Origin of the sequence: Nonomuraea sp. NPDC050202 (genome assembly GCF_040656115.1) — a bacterium.
Taxonomy (GTDB): Bacteria; Actinomycetota; Actinomycetes; order Streptosporangiales; family Streptosporangiaceae; genus Nonomuraea.
Genome location: NZ_JBFALF010000038.1, coordinates 24,389 through 42,873 on the forward strand (window position 1 = coordinate 24,389; position 18,485 = coordinate 42,873).

Below are 18,485 nucleotides of genomic sequence, written 5' to 3' on the forward strand. Positions count from 1 at the left end.
CGTCCCTGCCTGGGTTCTGCTCCTGGCCATCGCGGTGACGGTCATGGCGGCACGGTGGCCGGACCGCGGGCCTCAGGCGTGGCGCGACATCTTGATCGCCGAGATGAGCAGGACGACGGCCAGGGCGGGGACGAGGATCGCGTCGGGGACGACGCCGAGCATCAGGCCGCCCGCCAGCGCGCCGGCGATCGAGCCCGCGACCATGGCGGCGACGAAGCGCCGGTTGGCGTTCAGGACCGTGAAGCTGCCGTCGCGGCTGTAGCGGGCGAAGGCGACCAGCATGGTGGGCAGGGACACCAGCAGGGACAGGCTGCCGGCGGTCCTGATGCCGGCGGCGTACAGCAGCACGATCGCAGGGATCAGCAGTTCGCCGCCGGCCACGCCCATGATGGCGGCCACCACGCCGATGCCGGCCCCGGCCGCGACCCCGGCGGCCGCCCGGGCGGGATCGGGCAGGGCCAGGGCGCCCAGGGTGGCGGTGTGGGTGAGCACCAGCGCCGCCGCCATGCCCACCAGCAGGACCGCCAGCACCTTGTGGAGGGTGGCGGCACGCATCCGCACCGCCCATGAGGCGCCCGCCCAGGCGCCGATCAGGCTCCCGGCCAGCAGGTTGACCACGATCGTCCAGTGCGCGCCGAGCTCGGCGAGCGGGACGGCGGACAGCCGGGCCGGCAGCGCGGCCAGCACGACGATCAGGCTCATCGCCTTGTTGACGATGACCGCCGCCAGAGCGGCGAACCCGAACAGGCTGATCAGCAGCGGCAACCGGAACTCCGCGCCGCCCAGGCCGATCATGCCGCCCAGCACGCCCACCGCGGCGCCGGCGGCGAAAGCCAGCGGAAGAGAACGCACCGCGCGGGCGGACACGGCGACGTCGTCGGCGCTCACGTCCTGACGCCCTCCCCTCCCTGCTCGTACCTCGCCGGTGGCTGAGACCGGCGTTCAGTTCACCATCCCGCATCCCCGCAAGGTGGCCGGCGGCGGGGATGGATGGCACGGCGCCGGCGCCGTCACAACGAGTTCCGGATCGGCGCAGGGGTCTCCGGCACGTCCTGCGACAGAAGCCGTTCCACCTCTTCCTGGGTCAGCAAATCGATGTCCCGGAGGATGGCGAGCGCCCGCCGCCAGCATGCCCACGCCTCCGCCCTGCGCCCCTGATCGTGGTACGTCTGCCCGAGCCCCCATTCGGAGGCGGCCTCCCCGAAGGGGTAGCGGCCCTGGCGCTGGAGCTCGATGGCCTTGCGGTAAGCGGACTCGGCGTCGTCGAACCGTTCTGCCCGGCGATAGGCGTTCGCCAGCGTGTCGTAGGCGGTTCCCTCACGAAACGGGTGCCCGAGCCCGGCCCACAGGGCCACGCCTGCCTGCGCCGTCGAGATGGCCTCGGTGAGCCGGCCCAGCTTCACGTAGATCATGGCCGTGTTGCCCAGGAAGGCGGCCTGGAATTCCCGTCTCCCACTGGCTACGGCCAGGGTGCGGCCCTTCTCCATGGCGTCGAGCGCGTCGTCGAAGCGTCCCATCTGGGCGTAGGCGATGCCGAGGCCGTTGTAGGTGGACATCATGCGTTCTGGCAGGTTCGCGCGTTCCCAGCAGACGAGCGCCTGCTCCAGGTGCCGCGTCGCATCCGGCAACCGTCCCAGCGCCTGGTACCTCCACCCGAGGAGGTGGTTCCCCATCGCCTCGGCGGCGTGGTCACCGCACGCGACGGCGATCTCGAGAGCGCGCGTCTGAAGCTCGATCACCTCGTGGTTGAGGCCCTTGCTGACCAGGGGCCAGTAGACGGTGGCGACCAGAGCGAACGCGGTCCGGGGGTCGTCCTGGACGGCCATGGCCTGCTGGCAGGCGGCCACGAGATTGTCGCGCTCCTGCTCCGTCCAGTCGCTGGCCTCCTCGGCGGTGCCGAGCGCGATCCCGGGGCGGTCGGCCTCGTAGCCGGACAGTGCCAGGGCGGCCGCGGGATCGAGCAGCAGGCTGGCGGTCTTGGCGGTGGCCAGGTAGTGGTGCAGCACGCGGCGAACGGCGGCGGCGTGGCGTTCGGGCTCGGAGAGGTCCCCGGCCTGCTCGCGGGCGTGGATGCGGACCAGGTCGTGCATCCGGTAACGGGCCGGCCCCGCCGGTTCGAGCAGGCGGACGTTCTGCAGGCTGTCGAGCGCCTCTTCCACGCGATGCTCATGCCAGCCGGTCAGCGCGGCGGTGGCGGCCACGGTGTGGGTGGGCAGGTCGAGGAGGCCGAGCAGGGCGAACAGGCGGGCGGCGTCCTGTCCGCTGGGATCCTCCCGCAGGTGGCGGAGGCTGACGGAGAGGCTGGCCCGTACCGCCAGATCCGCGTGCTCCAGCAGGTCCAACCGGCGGGTGGCGTCGTTGAGCCGCTCGGCGAGATGGGACAGCGTCCAGTCGGGACGCGCCACCAGGCGGGCCGCCGCGACGCGCAAGGCCAGGGGCAGGCCGCCGCAGAGCGCCACGATCCGCTCCGCCGCCTCGGCTTCGCCGTGAACCCGCTCAGGGCCCACGATCCGGGCCAGGAGCGAGGTGGACTCGGTCGCGTCGAGCCCGGTCAGGCTCAGGTGGTGGACCCCGTCGAGCGGGGTGAGGACCTGCCGGCTGGTGACCACGACCGCGCACCCCGGCCCGGCCGGGATGAGCGGGCGCACCTGGCGGGCATCCAGCGCGTTGTCCAGGATGAGCAGCAGCTTCCGCGTCGCGGTGAGGGAGCGGAAGCGGGCCGCGGCCTCGTCCGCATCACCCGGTACGGCCGAGCCCCCCACGCCGAGCGATCGCAGCAGCCTCCCGAGGCAGTCGAGCGCCGACAGCGGCTGCAGGCCGGGAGTCGAACCGCGCAGATCCAGGTAGATCGTGCCGTCGGGGAAGCGGTCGGCGACGGTGTGCGCCAGGTGCACGGCCAGCGCGGACTTCCCGATCCCGCCCGGACCGTCGACGGCCACGATCGCCGGGACGCTGGACAGCGCCTTCGTGAGCTGCTCGAGCTCCAGGTCGCGCGCGATGAAGGCAGGGGTGCCGGCGGGCAGTTCGGCGGGCGCGGGGGGCCTGCCGAGCGTGATCCGCTGGGCCGGCGTCGTCAGGTCGAGAGCGGGATCGCGGCGGAGCACCGCCTGCTGGAGGCGCCGTAACGTCACCCCCGGCTCCAGGCCGAGCTCGGCGAGCATGACGCGCCGGGTCTCCCGGTAGGCCTCCAGCGCCTCCGACGAACGTCCGGCCCGGTACAACGCCAGCATCAGCTGGCCGCACGGACGCTCCCGGAGTCGGTGATCCGTGAGATGGGCGATCAGTTCCGGCACCACGGCGTTGTGGTCGCCCTGTGCCAGCCGTACGTCAACATGATCCTCCACGGCGGTGAGGCGCTCTTCGGTGAGACGGGCGGCCTCGATCTGCACCCATGGGCCCGTCACGTCGGTCAGCGCCTCCCCGCGCCACAGGGCCAGCGCCCGCCGGAACGTCCGGTCGGCGGCGGCGAGCTCCCCCTGCCGCTGGGCGGCGCGCGCGGCGCGGACCAGGTGGGGGAACTCGTTCGCGTCGACGTGATCGCGTGGCAGGTCCAGGCGGTAGCCACCGGGTGCGGTCACCAGGACGTCGGCACCGACGTACGGCGTGAGGTGTTCACGGATCTTCGACACCACGATGTGCAGTTGCTTGGGTGCCGTCGCCGTCGGACCGTCACCCCAGACGTCCGCCAGCAACTGCCTGGCGGTGACCACCTGCCCCGCGCTGAGCGCCAGCCTGGCCAGGAGGCTCACGCGCCGGCTGCCGGTCAGCGGCAGAGCCGCGTCTCCCGCGGTCAGCTCCCACGGCCCCAGCACCTTGACCCGCATGTGCATGGCGTCGTCCTCACTCCGTCGCAGTCACCCGCCATTCCGGACCAGACCGGAATCCTACGGCTGTCGCGCGCCCGCTGTCCCGCGCTTCACAGTTCGCGGCCATGCCTCCCTCCCCGAGCAGATCCCCGACGGCACGTTCGACCCAGCCGCCTTCCGCACCTACCTGCGCCGCACCGAGGAGCTCTGTGCTGCGGCGGACGCCCAGCCTGCCCGGCGACGCCCCGGTCCCGCCGACTCCCTCAACCACGGGGCTGAGGGAGTGTCTGAGGGGTCGCCGGCCAGTGCTCAGCGATACCGCGCAGGTCCGTGGCAGCCCGGTACTTTGTCCCGCCGGTCGGTCAGCCCCTGGCCGGAAGCGCTTGTCTCGGTCATCGCCGTCAGACCAGGCGGGTGACCTCGCCGCTGTCGATCGAGTAGTAGGCGCCGATCACTTTGAGCTGCCCCTTGGCGATGCGCGGCGCGAACAGCTCATCCTTCTTGAGCTGTTTCACCACGTCGATGGTATTGATCCGGATCATTTTGTCGATGTCGCCGCCTGAGCGCTTGTAGGCCGAACGCAGCGAGGAGGCGATCGTGCTGAGCTTGCCCGGCAGCTTCTTGTGGTCGTGCAGCGACTCCGCGGCGGCCGTGACGGCTCCACAGCGCTGGTGGCCGAGCACGACGAAGAGCGGGGTACCCAGCTCGGCTGGACCGTACTCCGCCGAGCCCGTGATGAGCGGGTCGATGGTCTGACCAGCGGTCCGCAACACGAACAGGTCACCCAAACCGGCGTCGAAAACGAGCTCGGGGGGCACCCGCGAGTCGATGCAGGAGAACACAACCGCGAACGGGTCCTGCTTCTCCGCGACCTCCGCGCGTCGCGCCGCGTCCTGGTGCGGATGCGTGGGAGAGCCGGCCACCCAGCGGCGGTTGCCCTCGCGCAGCCTCGCCCACGCCTGGTCCGGGGTGGCGGGACGCTCCTCGGGCCCGGTCCCGTCGGAGGCCTGGGCGTGTACGGCAGTGCCGGTGGACACCGTCGTGGCGACCAGGCCGCCTCCCACGACAAGCCCCGTGCGCAGCAATCTCCGCCGATCCATCTTAAGATCATTTTGCATGATCTGGAGTATGTGCCTCACTCGGCTTTACGCGCCAGAAAATGTAACACTTGTCACAGGAGTTACTACGCGCCGTCATGGCAGGATTTCATGGGGCGATGGCGGATTCGTTCGCTCATGGCCCTGATCCATCGCTTCTGCTCAGCGCAGGACGGCCGCCAGCAGGTCTGTGCCCAGCGTCGTCATCTCGGGCAGGTTGAGGGTGTAGTGGACGTAGCGCCCATGCCGCCGGGTCGTGAGCAGGCCCGCGCGGCGCAGGACGGCGAGGTGGCGGGAGACCTCCGGGGGCGAGAGTTCCCAGGCGTGGGCCAGCTCGCCGGTGGTGTGCGGGCCGCGGGCCAGGGTGCGCAGCAGGCGCAGTCGTACCGGATGGGCGAGTGCCTCCAGCCGGAGGGTGACCGTTTCCAGCGACACCGGCTCTGACGGGCTCGGCTCGGCCACGGGGTACTGCACCACCGGCTGCCACCCAGGCGCGTGGACCACCACCAGGTGCGGGCGGCCGAAGACGCTGGGGATGAAGGTGACCCCGGTGCCGTGGGCGGCGACCGCCCTGTCCTGCAGCTTGTCCACGACGATGCGGTCGCCGTCCGGTGCCAGGGTGACCGCGCCGGAGACCGACGCGAGTGCCGCCCCGATGCCCTGGCGCTTCAGCAGGTCGTTCTTCAGGCGCAGATCGGTGGCCAGTCTCACGGCGACGCCTGTCCAGGCGGCGTCGAAGAACGCCTCGGCGCACTGTTCGAGGGTGTGGCGCACCCGCGCCCGCACTGCGGCCGGGTCCGCGAGCAGCCGCTCCGCGAAGGCCTCTTGGAGCGCGCCGCGGGCCTGGGCCAGGTCCAGGGCCCGCTCGCGGGCGGTTGCGTCGGCGAGCGGCGACGGCCCGGCGAAGTGGACCCGGTTGCTGCCGCACGTGGTGATGAGCGCGGCGGTCACATAGGCCTCGTCGTCGATCCGGTCCACATCGTCCAGTTCCTCGGCGAGAGTCTGCCGAGGCCGGGCGGGGACCAGGAAATCGGCTCGTGAGGAACGCCAGAGGAACTCCGCCTCCCGCAACCGCTCGGCCAGCTCCGGCGGCAGCCCGGCCCAGACGTCCCCGGCCCAGCCGGCCAGCCGCGGGTGATGTCCGGGTTCGGCCAGGACGTGCAACATCGCGGTCAGCTCGGCCAGAGGGGAGGCGGCGAACCGCAGCCGCTCGGCCGGGAGCCCGGTGATGTCGATGCGCAGCGCCATCCCCCCATCATCGCTGGTCGGACGGCCGGTGACGGCGCCGGTTGACGATGTCCGTCAACCGGCGTGCCGCATCCGGCGCCCGACACGACCGTTGGCGCCATGGCAACCACCACCAGAATCCGTTTCCGCGCCCTCCTCCGTGCCTCCGGAGGCCCTCGCTACGCCGTCGCCTTGGCCGTGGACGCGCTCGGCACCGGCCTGCTGCGGCCCTTTCTGCTGCTCTACGGGATGACGGTGCTCAAGCTGTCCGCGCCGGTCACCGGCACCGCCATGACGGCCGGTGTCGTCGCGGGGCTCCTGTGCATGCCCGCGGTGGGCCGATGGCTGGACCGGGGCGCACGCAGCACGGTGGTGGCGGCGTCGATGCTGGTGCGGGTGCTGGGCGTGGCGCTGCTGCTGGCCACCCCGGCGGGGAACGTCTGGCTGTTCGCGACAGCGTCGCTCTTTCTCGGCATCGGCAACCAGGCATGGCCGGCCGCCCACGCCGCTCTCGTGGCCACGCTCGCCCACGGCCGGGAACGCGACGCCGCCCTCGCAGGAGGCCGCACCCTGCGCAACGCCGGCCTGGGCGCCGGTGCACTCCTCGCCACCGCGTGCCTGGCGGGCGGCAGCACCGCATTGCAGGTGCTCGCGGCCGTCACCGGGCTCGCCTATCTCGCCGCGGCGGCCTTGGCGTGGTCGGTCCACGTGCGCGCGCATCCGGCCCCTGCCGCGACCGCCGCCGAGGACGGGGACGACGAGCCCGCACCCCGGATGCGCGCGCTGCTGGCCGCCAACGTGATCTACGTCTTCTGCCTCAACGTCCCCGAGATCGCGCTCCCTCTGGTCCTGGTGACGCAGCTGCACGCCTCCCCGGTGTGGTCGGCGGCCATCTTTGTGGGCAACACGGTGCTGGTGGTCACCCTGCAGGTTCCGGTCACCGTCCTGATGTCCCGCTTCCCCCGCCGGTCTGTGCTGGCAGTCGCCGGCGTGGTGCTCACCGCGTCCTACCTCGGCTTCCTCGCGGCCACCTCCCTGGGACACGGCTGGGGTGCCCCGGCCGTCGCCGCGGTGTCCGTGGTCTGCACCCTCGGCGAGATCATCTATGCAGGCAGCGCCACCGCGCTCGTCACCGCCCTCGCCCCGGCGCATGTCCTGGGACGCACCCTCGCCCGCTTCCAGCTCTCCACGGGCTTCGGCCTCGCCGCCTCCCCAGCGGTCATCACCGCTCTCGCCCCCCACGGCCCGGCTGCCCTCTGGGGCAGCCTCGCCGCCGCGACGCTCCTCTCCGCCGGCGCCGTCGCCCGCTGAGCATGCCCGATCACCAGGCACTACGGGACGGCCGCTACCGCCGCCGGAGTGCCGGGGGCTGTCACCGCTGTTCAGGACGCACGTGTACCCGTCCGGTCGGCTCGAGCTCGACCTGAACAGCCGTATCGAGCTTGGCCTCGCCACGCCCCGTCCCCGGCCGGCGGACGGTAGAACCGTAGCCCGCAACCGCCGGGTGAAGCGCCGACGATGCGGCCGGGTGCGGCAGCCGGCCGGGCGACATCACGCAGGAGGTCGATGAGCATGTCTGCGAGCGGTGTGGGGCCGGCGTCGGGTTGGGCAAGGCGCAGAGCTGACGGTAGAGCCACGGCGTGGTGATCGAGAGGCAAGCACCTTCAGTGCCTCGGACCGCCGACAGCGCTGCGCAGAGGACTTCGGACATGTGGGCAGCCGACTCCAGAGATCGACAGCTGCTCAGCGCGTGGTGAGCTTGATCTGTATGAGCGTGCATCATGGGGTGGTGCATCGTCCTGCCGCGATTCTTGTCTCCGACCGCCTTGTACTACGCCGATGGGAGGAGAAGGACATCGATGCGGCGACCCAGGCGATCCGAGACTCCCACGATCATCTGCTCCCCTGGTCGCTCCTTGCGGTGGGAGACAGTCACGACGTCGCGGCCAACCTGGTGACCACGGCTCATTCGGAGTGGGAGCGGGACGAGGCGTACAAGTACGCCATCCTCGTGGAGGGTCTGGTCGTGGGCGGTTGCGGGCTGATGCGCAGGGCCGGGCCTGGCGGCCTGGAGATCGGCTATTGGCTGCACGGTGGCTGGACCGGCCGGGGCCTGGTCACCGAGGCCGTCGCCGCGCTGATCACGGCGGGATTCGCGCTGGATGGAGTCACGTGGCTGGAAATCCGGCACGACGCGGCCAATCTTGCCAGCGCGGGCGTTCCCCGGCGCCTCGGCTTTGAGGAAGTGGAGCTCCAGACCGCCCCGAATGCTCCGTCCCCGCGGATGCCGGGCGAGTCGGGAGTTGTCAGGGTATGGCGGAAGACGCGTCCGTACCCTCGTAGGGTCGGCCCGGGAGCCGGACCGCGAGGTCGCGGGCCTGTTCGGGCTGTAGATTGGCTGCATGGCGCCATGGTGCAGGAGGTCGATGCGGGCGCTCAGCAGCTCGACGATCCAGGAGGAGCGCAGTCGGCGCACCGACAGGGCGGGCAGGCCGCCGGTCGGGTCAAGAAGTGGCGTGGGCTGGGCCTTCCGGTTCGACAAGACACCCAGCAGCTACCTGGCAGGACGTTACCTCCGGAGAGCCGTCTTGTGGACCCGCAGCCTACGACCTAGGTGAAAATCCGAACTCCGTACGGGCTCTAGTGTGGCGTCCTCCCGCGCCGAGGAAGAAGAAGGCAGTCGTCCCAAGAGTGAGCCTTACGTTCGGCAGCGTTCAGGGCGCTGGAAACCGGCATCGCACACAAAGCCGACCGGCGGCCACGCCCGAAGAGGTCAACCCGCTGCGGTACGGTGCCGCGCGCATACCGCACGGGTTGTAGCAGCGCTCATCCGAACGAGTGATGAGTGACGCGGCCGGTCGCGGCTACCATGCGCTGATGCGCGCAAAGGTGCTGTCGTCTCTCAGACGGCTCGCCGTGATGAACCCCTTCCTCACCGATCTGCTGTTCAGCATCCTCGTCTCCGGCGTCACCTTGACGTTCGGCCTGGTCCTGGGCAACGGCCCGGCCGATCCGGGCTATGCGCGGCGCCCGCTGGAGACGGCCGGCGTGGTGTTGACCCTGATGGTCAATCTGGCGCTGGCCTGGCGGCGGCGTGCCCCGGTCAGCATGCTGGTGGTCTCCTGCGCCGCCTCGATCGTCTTCCACGCCGCCGGTTACGATGCCCGGATCAACGGGGTGGCGCCGCTGCTGGCGCTCTACACGGTGGCCGGCCGGCGATCGCCCGCCGTGTCCGTCCCGTGCATCCTGCTCCCGGTCGTCTCTCTGTGGCACACGGCGTTGCTCGGCCCGGCGGAGTTCCTCTGGCCGAACCTCGCGCAGACGAGCGTCATGATCGCCGTCGCGTGGACGTTCGGCAACAGCCGCAGGATGCTGGTCGAGCGCAACAAGCGGCTCACCCACCTCAGCGAGCGGCTGCGTCACCAGCAGGAGGACAGGGCGCGGCGCGCCGTGACCGAGGAGCGGATGCGCATCGCCCGCGAGCTGCACGACGTGGTCGCCCACCACATGTCGGTGATCGTGATCCAGGCCGGCCTCGCCCGGTACGTCCTCGGCTCCGATCCGGCCACCGCGCGCGGCGCGCTCGCCACCATCGCCGACACCGGCAGCGAGGCCATGGGAGAGATGCGACGACTGCTGGCCATCCTGCGCATCGACATGGACGACGACGCGGACGGCTACGACCCCGCGCCCGGCTTGCAGCGGCTCGACCAGTTGGTGGAACGGCTGCGCTCGGCGGGCCTGCCGGTCGAGGTGTCGGTCACCGGCTCGGTGCGCCCGCTGCCGCCCGGGATCGACCTGTGCGCGTACCGCGTCGTGCAGGAGTGCCTCACCAACGCGCTCCGGCACGCGGGCCCGGCCACGGCCCGGGTCTTCCTCCATTACGGCTCCGAGCTGGAGCTGCGCGTCACCGATGACGGGCGCGGGGCGGACGCCGCCCCCCAGGAGGACGGCCATGGCTTGATCGTCATGCGCGAACGCGTCAAGCTCTACAAGGGAACGGTCACGGCCGGGCCGCAGCCGTCAGGCGGGTTCGAGGTCGTGGTCACCCTGCCCCTGTCGTCCGCCCACCCGGACGACCGCCCCCCTCGGACACACGGTAAGCCGAAAACATGATCAAGGTACTCGTCGTCGACGACCAGGTTCTCGTCCGCGCAGGTCTGGCGGCGCTGCTGCGCGCGGCTCCCGGCATCGACGTCGTCGGAGAGGCGGCGACCGGTGAGGAGGCCATCGACCAGGCAGCCTCCGCGCGGCCCGACATCATCCTCATGGACATCAGGATGCCGGGCATGAACGGCGTGACCGCGACCGAGCACATCCTGTCCGCGAACGGCGACCATCGGCCACGCGTGCTCATCCTGACCACCTTCGACCTGGACAAGTACGTCTACGACGCCCTGCGCATCGGCGCCTCGGGATTCCTGCTCAAGGACACCCCGCCGGAGCGGCTCATCGCCGCCGTTCACACCGTCGCCTCGGGTGACATGCTCTTCGCGCCCAGCGTCACCCGGCGCCTGATCGAGGCCTACACCACCCGGGCGGACCCGCCCGCCGCGCTGCGCTCCCCCGCGCTGCACCCGCTCACCGCCCGCGAGGTCGAGGTGCTGAAACTGGTCGGGCGGGCGCTGTCGAACGCCGAGATTGCCACCCGGCTGCGCGTCAGCGAGGCCACCGTCAAGACCCACCTCAACCGTACGATGACGAAGCTCAACCTCTCCAGCCGCGCGCAGATCGTGGCGCTGGCGTACGAGTCCGGCCTCATCGTCCCCGGCTGGGAAGGCTCGGCGCACACCTGAGGCGATCACCGGCTGGCGCGGCGGGACGTCCGGCCGTAGCGTTCGACCATGATCCGGCGAGCCCTGGACTGGTGGAGCGAGCATCCTCAGCTCGCCGACGCGCTGCTGGCCGCGGCGGCCTGCACGTTCCTGCTGGTGGAGGTGCCCTACAGTGAGCACACCATCGCCAGCCCCGGCCGCCTGCCGGTGACGTTCTGGGGCGACCTGCTGGCCTACGCGAGCCTCGCCCTGCGGCGCAGATACCCGGTGCAGGTGCTGGCCCTTGTGTGGGCGCTGTGGTTCGCCGGCGGCCGGTGGGACATCTGGGCGGAGTGGAACGCCTCGTGGTCGGAGCTGAGCACCCCGACCGCGCTCATGCTCGCGCTCTACACCGCGGGCCGGTGGACGTCCTCAGGCCGGCCGGTCGTCTTCCTGGCGGGCACGCTGCTGCCGGCGCTCGTGACGGTGACGGCGGGGCCTGTGGCCGCCGCGCCTCCTGACGACCTGTACGTGGTGTCGTTCGTGACGTGCGCGGCGGCGTGGGGGCTGGGCAGGCTGCGGCGTTCGGAGGCCGAGGCGGTGGCGCGCGCCGCGGCCCGCGCCGAGGAGAGCAAGGCCCAGGCCGCGCTCGCCGAGCAGCGCATGCGCATCGCCCGCGAGCTGCACGACATCGTGGCGCACAACGTGAGCGCCATGGTGATCCAGTCGTCGAGCGCGGGCGTCGCGCTGCTGAACGACGACAAGGCCGCGGCGGGCGCGGCCGTCGAGGCGATCGGGCACGTGGGCCGTACCGCGCTGGCCGAGTTGCGGATGCTGCTCGGCGTGCTGCGGGAGGGCCCGGCGATGCCGCAACTGGGCATCGAGGCGATCGGGGAGATGACCGAGTGGCTGCCCCTGGATGTGCGATTACGCGTCGAGGGTGCTCCTCGCCAGGTGCCGCCCGAGGTGGGGCAGGCGGCGTACCGGATCGTGCAGGAGGCGTTGACGAACACGCTCAAGCACGCGGAGAAGGACGCCACCGCGGAGGTGGTGCTGCGTCACGCGGCGGACGGGCTGCACATCCAGGTCACCGACGACGGCGGCGGGGGCGCGGAGCGCGGGTGGGCCGGGGCGAGCGGGTACGGCCTGATCGGCATTCACGAGCGCGCCGAGGGGCTCGGTGGGACGGCGTCCGGGGCGCCGCTGCCGGAGGGCGGGTTCAGGGTCGAGGTGCGTCTTCCGTGGGGGTGAGCGCCCGGGCGGCGGACCGCCCGGGCGCCCGTGCTCAGCCTCCTGGGTGGTAGGACTCCCAGACGAAGCCGCGCATCTTCTCCTGGAACCAGCTCACCGGGTTACGCAGCCGCTTGGACACCGTCCTGCCCCGTTCGGCGGTGACGCCCACGGGGAGCTGGCCGTGGGTCGCGTGGTGCAGGCTCTGCGACACCCCGAAGGTGACGTCGGCGCCGCCGCCCTTGATGTTGCCCTTGCCGTCGGTGACCGCGTAGCCGCCGCCACCCCAGCCCTTCTTGGACTCGTATTCGGCCCCGTAGTAGGCGTCCCACGTGCCCGGCTTGGTGGCCAGGCCCTCGATGGTCGTGTGCTTGTAGAACAGGCCGCCGGTGGCCTCGGCGCCGACCGAGGTGGACATGCCGGTCTTGTAGGTGCCGGAGACGCCCACGCCCTTCCTGTCGACGACCAGGCACGCCTCCACGCTGAAGGCCGCGGTCAGCTTGATCCCGAGTCCCCCGCACAGGCCGATGGTGCCCTTCTTCGGTTTGGCCGGCGCCGGAGGCTTGGCCGGTTCCGCCGGCGGCCTGGGGGTCAGGTCGGGGATGCCGGGCTGCCGCAGCAGCGGTTTCTGCCCTGGCACGACCGGCCCCTGGCGGTAGGCCCACTGGCGGGCGGCGACGTACCAGTTGCTGACCGCCAGGTAGAAGCGGTGCGTGAAGATGTTCAGGTACACGTGAACCAGGTAGAGGTTCTGCCGCATGAGGTAGTTGTAGTTGCCGTACCGCACCCAGAACTGGCGGTAGCCGAGCAGGTAGACGTTGACGTAGGGGAAGCGGCCGTCCGGGTCGGACATGGTGGTGGGGTTGTTGTCGGCGTAGTTGTAGCCGTTCATCTGCTGCGAGCGGCCCATCTCGATCTCCGGGTCCACGGAGATGAAGCGGCCGGTGTTTGGGTCGTATCCGCGCGCGCCGAGCGTCGTCAGGTCGGTGGTGGAGTCGACCACGCCGCCGACGAAGCCCTTCTCGTTGCCGGCGGGCCACTGTCCCTTGCCGGCCCTCAGCTGGCCGAACGGGGTGTAGCGGCGCCGGCTCAGCGAGCCGTCGGTCGCGTTGATGGCCAGCTCGGCGGTGCCGTGGTGGTCGTTGACGAGGAAGGTGACGCCCTGGCCGGTGCGCATGGCGTTGCGGTGGTAGCGCACGGCCTTGGCCGCGCTCTGCCCCTTGTCCAGCCGCACCTCCATGTCGGGCAGGTAGAGGGTGGTGCCGGCCGGGTCGCGGCGCAGCAGCCGCTCGCCGTCGGCGGTGTAGAGGAAGGTGGTCTCTCCCTTCTTGTCGTCGACGACCTTCACCAGCTCGCCTTCGGCGTCCCAGTGCAGCGTCTGGTTGCCGGAGGAGGTTCTGCGCTCGGTGGTGTTGCCGACCGGGTCGTAGCCGTAGCTCTCGGGGCTGCCGCTCACGTCGGCGAGCTGGTGTCCCCGGTACTTGGGGTCGACGCCGGCGTTGCCGGCGTAGCGGTAGCCGCGCGTGGCGGTCTGCGCGCCGCCGGAGGGTCCGGCGGCGTAGTGGGTCTCCCCCGTCCGGTTGCCGGCGTCGTCGTAGGTGTAGTTCACCCGGTACGGCGCCGGCCCGCCGATCGTGGCCTGGCCCGGGTCGGCCGCGCAGGTGGCGCCCTCCTGGGTCCAGGCGTCGATCAGCCGCTGCAGGTCGTCATAGCGGAAGCACTGGTTGTCCACCCCGTCCCTGGAGGTGTCGACGGCCTGGAGCAGGTTGCCGGAGTCGGTGTAGCGGTACTCCACGCTGCGGTCGGTCCCGGCCGTGCCGGCGTGCGCGGTGGTGGCCTTCTGCAGCCGCTGCGTGCCGTACTCGTAGGTGAAGGTCTGGTCCACCTGCTTGCCGGCGGCGCCGATCGACAGCCGCTGGCCGATCTGCTTGCCGGTCTTGGTGTAGTCGACGCCCACGAGGTACGTCGACAGGTTGGAGCCGGTCGCGACGAGCCGGCCGAGGTCGTCGTAGGTGAAGGCGGTGTTCTCCGCCGGCAGGTCGCCGGCGGCCGGGCTGCTCGCGGCCTTGACGCTGCCGTCGAGGTTGTAGGTGGTGTCGAAGATGTAGCCGCCGTCGGGGGCCAGCGCTCCTTCGCTGCTCGGCAGCAGGATGCGCTTGCGCGTGGGCCGGTTCAGGTTGTCGTAGATGTCGACCTGGGTGGTGTACCTGGCCGTCCCCACGATGCGGGTGGCGCTGGTGAGCTGCCCCTTGCGCACGGTGTCGTAGACCCACTCGGCGACCTTGACGCCGGGGCCGGCCGTGGTGGCGTCGTACAGGCCGGTTCTGCGGCCGATGCCGTCGTAGGTGACCGACAGCTTCTTGCCCCGGGCGTCCTCGGTGGAGATGAGCTGGTCCACGTCGTTGTAGGTGAACCTGGTGACGCCCTTGTCGGGGTCGGACGTCTGGATCTTGCGGCCGCGCAGGTCGTAGGTCGTGGTCCAGACGTGGTTGCCGGGCCCGGTGACCGAGGACTCCAGCCCGCGGTGGTCGTAGCGGAACTGCGTGGCGACGTAGCCGCCGGCCCGGTGCTCGCGCACCTCGGTCCTGCGGTCGTGGGCGTCGGTGAAGGTGGTGACGGGCGTGCCGCCCGCCGGTGGGGTCACCCTGGTCCAGTTCCCGCCGTACTCGTAGCGGGTGCGCCACTTCTCCTGCGCGTCGCTGCTGCCCACCAGCAGCCGCTCGGCCGTCGTGCGGCCCTGGCCGTCGTACTCGTGGACGTGCTGGGTCTCGATCTTGCCCGGGTCGGCCACGCCGAAGACCTCCGGCCTCGGCTCGCCGTCGGCGTAGTAACTCTCGTAGGTGCGGTCCACCTGGCCGGCCGCGTTGTAGAAGGTGTCGGAGATGAGCCGCCCCTTGGTCGTGCCGTCGCGGCCCGCCGCCTGGAGCTGCCGTTGCCGCAGCCACCCGTCGTACAGCGTGTACGACAGCTCCTGGCCGCCTTCGGCGGTGAGGGACTTGGTGGAGACGGCCACCACCGCGTTGGGCCGGATGAGGTAGTCGTACTCCTTGTCCGGCACGGCGGAGGCGGGCCGGCCGCCCAGCCACACCTTGGTCAGGTGGCCGGCGGCGTTGTAGTGGACGGTGGTGGTCCTGCCGCCTGCGTCGGTGTCGCTGACGGGGCTGCCCCATGCCGGGTCGAGCACCTTGACGGTGGTGTGCGCCGTGGCGGCGTCGCCGGGCGTCGCGGGCGGGCCGCTCACCTCGACCTTCGTGGTCAGGCCGTGGGTCTGGGTGTACGTCGTGGTCGTGGTCCGGCCCGCGGCGTCGGTGACCGTGACCGGGCGGCCGTAGGCGTCGTACGTGGTGCGGGACGCGGCGAGGGGTGTCACCGCGGTCGCCGTGGCGTCCTTCGCCTTCTCCACGAGGGTGGCGTTCCCCCGGGTGGGCGCCGCCTTGAAGGCGCCGTTGTCGTAGTAGGTGCGCTCCTCGGAGATCAGGTCCTTGGCCAGGTCGGGGGTGTCGGCGCAGCGCCGTGCCACGGTCCTGACCTGGGCGGGCTTGGCGAGCACCCGGGCGCCGTCGGCGGTGAACGTCGTGGTGACGCATTTCTCGTCGCCGGTGACGCCGGTGTCGCCTTCGTCGTCGACCTGGGCGGGCGCGCCGGTGGTGAGGTTGAAGGCGGTGACGCTCGACCGGGTCGCCCGCCAGCCGTCGTCGAGCTTCTTCAGGCCGCGGGTGCCGGCGACGCCGGTGAGGTTGGCGGTGACGGTGATGGTGCCCTTGTCGATCGTGCGGGTGCGTGAGGCGGTCTGGTGGTGCCAGGGCCTGTTCATGGTCTTGCTGACCGGCTGGCCGCCGGCCTTGTCGTAGGTGATCGTCTTGAGGGTCAGGCCCTGGAGCGACTCGTGGTCGGGGTAGGAGCCGCCCTCGCCGTCGCTGACGGTGACCTTCTTGGTGCCGCCGTCGGCGTTCAGGCGGTCGCCGTCCATGCCCTGGAAGAACCAGTGGTCGGTCTGGGACGGGGCGGCGCTGGTGGCGCCGGTGCGCACCCGCACCTTGTCGTAGCCCTGCCACTGCGACCAGGTGCGGTACTTCTCCTTGGTGAGCCCGTCGTCGTCGGTGAAGCGCCAGGCGGGCTTGCCGATGCTGTAGTCGTAGTCGGTGACCATGTCCGGCGAGCCGCCCGTGAGGTCGGTCTGCACGAGCTGGGTCACCACGTACTTGTGGAACCAGTCCAGCGTCGGGCTGGCGTCGCCGCTGGTGCGCTCCCACATGACGGGGAAGCAGCGGCGGTGGTTGGCGGGCGGGCTGGGCGTGTCGCCGGGGCGGCAGTCCGCCGCGGAGTAGTTGACGTCCAGGACGCCGCCGGTCTCGTTGGTGACGGAGCCGACGCGGTTCTTGATAAACGGGCCCACGTCGTCACCGAGGGCGTCGACCCGGTTGGCAAGCTGGGTGTAGGCGAAGCTCACCGGCGGCATCACCACCGGCGCGGGACCGGCGTGGCCGGTGTGCACGATCGACTTCAGCAGGAGCTGCCGGTCCACGTCCGCGGTGCCCCAGTCGTGGGAGAAGGACCAGGAGTCGACGGTGCGGTGGCCGGAGCCGTCGCTCTGGATCACCTTCGTCGCGGCCTCGACGACCCGCTTGCGCGTCCAGAACGTGGGCGCCGACGCCCCCTTGTAGTTCTCGCACTTGGTGCCCGCCGCGCAGTTGAGGTCCCAGGGGACGTCCTCCCAGTAGGCGGGATGGTCGTCGATCTTCGACTCGGCGCAGTCGTCGGCCGAGCGCAGGCACCGCTCGGCGACCTTGAAGTCCACCCTGGCCGGGGCCGTGGCCGGGTAGGGGTCGGCGGCGTTCAGGCCGTACTCGACGCTCTTCAGGTAGCCGCCCCTGACGTAGGGGGTGTCGTCCTCGGCCCGCAGGTTGCGGCCGTAGCGGTTGCCCTCCTGCCCGTAGTAGTAGACGATCGCGTTGCCGTGCGGGTCCTCGACGTAGTCGAGGTTCCACCGCCAGGCCTGCTGGCACCACGACGTGGCGAAGGTGTCGCCGTGGCAGGGCTCGCCGGAGTCGTCGCCGAAGATGGGCACGGTCCAGGTGGACTTCGTCTCGGCCTTGCCGGAGGCCCAGCCCTTCATCCGGTTCTTGCCGAAGTAGTAGCGCTTGCCGTCCGGGGCGGTGAGCACCCAGTACTCGTTGTTGTCGTCGCCGTTGGCGGTGTCGGTGCCGGACCCGGACACCTTCTTGATCCGGGTGCCGTCGTCCTTGCGGAGCCTCCACTCGTTCTCGCCGGACTGCACCAGCTCGCCGCCCTTGCCGCCGAGCGTCAGCACGGCGTTGTCGTAGCCCCAGCACTGGTCCATGGGGTGGACGTCGTAGGTGCCGTCCTTGGGCACGCCGTCGTCCTTGCACGAGCGGTACTTGCGTTCGATGTAGCCGGGCCACAGGTCGAAGCCGTCGCCGACCTGCGAGCCCTGGTTGTTGGAGCTGGAGGTGCGCCCGTCGATGGAGGACGAGGAGTAGGCGACGACCAGCTCGGGGGTGAGCCCGCCGGGCACCGGGGGCATCCGCAGGGGGTAGGACCAGGTGAAGTCGCCGGTCTGTGTGCCGACCTGCCAGGTGGCCGAGGCTGCCAGCTCGGTCGCCTTGTAGTCGCCGCGGGAGCTGTCGGCGCCGGCGACCGCCGCGAGCACGGCCGGTTCCGCGGCGGCCTCGACGTCGGCGGCGACCGTCCTGGCGCGGGTGTCGTTGGCGGACGGCAGCGGCGCGGCCGTCCGGCATCCCGGCAGGTCAGGGGTGGTCAGCGCGCACGCGGGCAGGCTCACGAGCCGCACCCGCGACCCGAACGCGCCGCCGAACGCCTCGGCGAACCCCGAGTAGTCCAGCCGCAGGCCCACCTTGCCCGGCCGGCCGGCCGCCTGCCCGACGGTGAGCAGCACCCCGCTGACACCGGCGCGGGCGGCGGCCGCCCGGTCGAGCATCCGCACCCGCACCTTGCCGGGCTCGGCGGCCGGCCCCTGTGCGGCCGCCTTCGCCTTCGATGCCGGAGCGGAGATCCAGACGGGCAGCTCGCCCGCCCGTTGCGCGCCCGCCTGCCGGGCGCTGTTCTGGCCGCTGTTCTGGGCGCTGTTCTGGGCGCTGAGGGTGACCTCGGCCTCGCCCGCGGCCGGCCAGCGGACGACCGGGTCGGGAGCGCGCGGGGTGCCCTTGCGCGGCGTGACCTTCAAGGATGCGCCGGGCACCACGACCTCGTGGTCCACCGGTCTGGGCGGTTCCCCGGCGGCCCGGGCCGTGCCGGTCGCCGGCGTGGCCACGAGCAGCCCCGCCACCAGGGCCGTGGTCATTGCCAAGTGAAGGAGCCGGCGGACCGGCCCGCTTCCCACCCGCGTCATG

General features: G+C 71.5%; 10 protein-coding genes. 5 read left to right on the forward strand and 5 right to left on the reverse strand.

Annotated elements, in window-relative coordinates:
• Positions 1-72 precede the first annotated feature (72 nt).
• The 4 genes from AB0I79_RS51760 to AB0I79_RS51775 form a co-directional block, all read right to left on the reverse strand.
• Complete coding sequence (locus tag AB0I79_RS51760) at positions 73-888, reverse strand: sulfite exporter TauE/SafE family protein (RefSeq protein WP_357890748.1); 816 nt, start codon at positions 886-888, stop codon at positions 73-75.
• Positions 889-1,010: 122 nt separating this feature from the next.
• Complete coding sequence (locus tag AB0I79_RS51765) at positions 1,011-3,830, reverse strand: BTAD domain-containing putative transcriptional regulator (protein ID WP_357890751.1); 2,820 nt, start codon at positions 3,828-3,830, stop codon at positions 1,011-1,013.
• Positions 3,831-4,207: 377 nt separating this feature from the next.
• On the reverse strand, positions 4,208-4,906 hold the full coding sequence (locus tag AB0I79_RS51770; RefSeq protein WP_357890754.1) for a carbonic anhydrase: 699 nt from the start codon (positions 4,904-4,906) through the stop codon (positions 4,208-4,210).
• Positions 4,907-5,065: 159 nt separating this feature from the next.
• Positions 5,066-6,151 carry a DUF5937 family protein gene (locus AB0I79_RS51775; RefSeq protein ID WP_357890756.1) on the reverse strand — a complete coding sequence of 362 codons (1,086 nt, stop codon included), beginning with the start codon at positions 6,149-6,151 and terminating at the stop codon, positions 5,066-5,068.
• Positions 6,152-6,250: 99 nt separating this feature from the next.
• On the opposite strand from AB0I79_RS51775, the gene AB0I79_RS51780 reads away from it, so the two are divergent.
• From AB0I79_RS51780 to AB0I79_RS51800, 5 genes are all read left to right on the forward strand, one after another.
• On the forward strand, positions 6,251-7,441 hold the full coding sequence (locus AB0I79_RS51780; RefSeq protein WP_357890759.1) for an MFS transporter: 1,191 nt from the start codon (positions 6,251-6,253) through the stop codon (positions 7,439-7,441).
• A gap of 457 nt (positions 7,442-7,898) precedes the next feature.
• On the forward strand, positions 7,899-8,744 hold the full coding sequence (locus tag AB0I79_RS51785; RefSeq protein ID WP_357890762.1) for a GNAT family N-acetyltransferase: 846 nt from the start codon (positions 7,899-7,901) through the stop codon (positions 8,742-8,744).
• 263 nt (positions 8,745-9,007) lie between these two features.
• Entirely contained in the window at positions 9,008-10,246 is a 1,239-nt protein-coding gene (locus AB0I79_RS51790; RefSeq protein WP_357890765.1) for a sensor histidine kinase, read from the forward strand.
• Positions 10,243-10,926 (forward strand): response regulator transcription factor, encoded by a 684-nt coding sequence (locus tag AB0I79_RS51795; RefSeq protein ID WP_357890768.1) that lies wholly within the window; start codon positions 10,243-10,245, stop codon positions 10,924-10,926. The genes AB0I79_RS51790 and AB0I79_RS51795 overlap by 4 nt, the downstream gene beginning before the upstream one ends.
• 48 nt (positions 10,927-10,974) lie before the next feature.
• A complete protein-coding gene (locus tag AB0I79_RS51800) occupies positions 10,975-12,135 on the forward strand; it encodes a histidine kinase (RefSeq protein WP_357890771.1) in 1,161 nt (386 codons plus the stop codon).
• Positions 12,136-12,169: 34 nt separating this feature from the next.
• Here AB0I79_RS51800 and AB0I79_RS51805 read toward each other — a convergent pair whose 3' ends face one another.
• Complete coding sequence (locus AB0I79_RS51805; RefSeq protein WP_357890925.1) at positions 12,170-18,436, reverse strand: RHS repeat-associated core domain-containing protein; 6,267 nt, start codon at positions 18,434-18,436, stop codon at positions 12,170-12,172.
• Positions 18,437-18,485 lie beyond the last annotated feature (49 nt).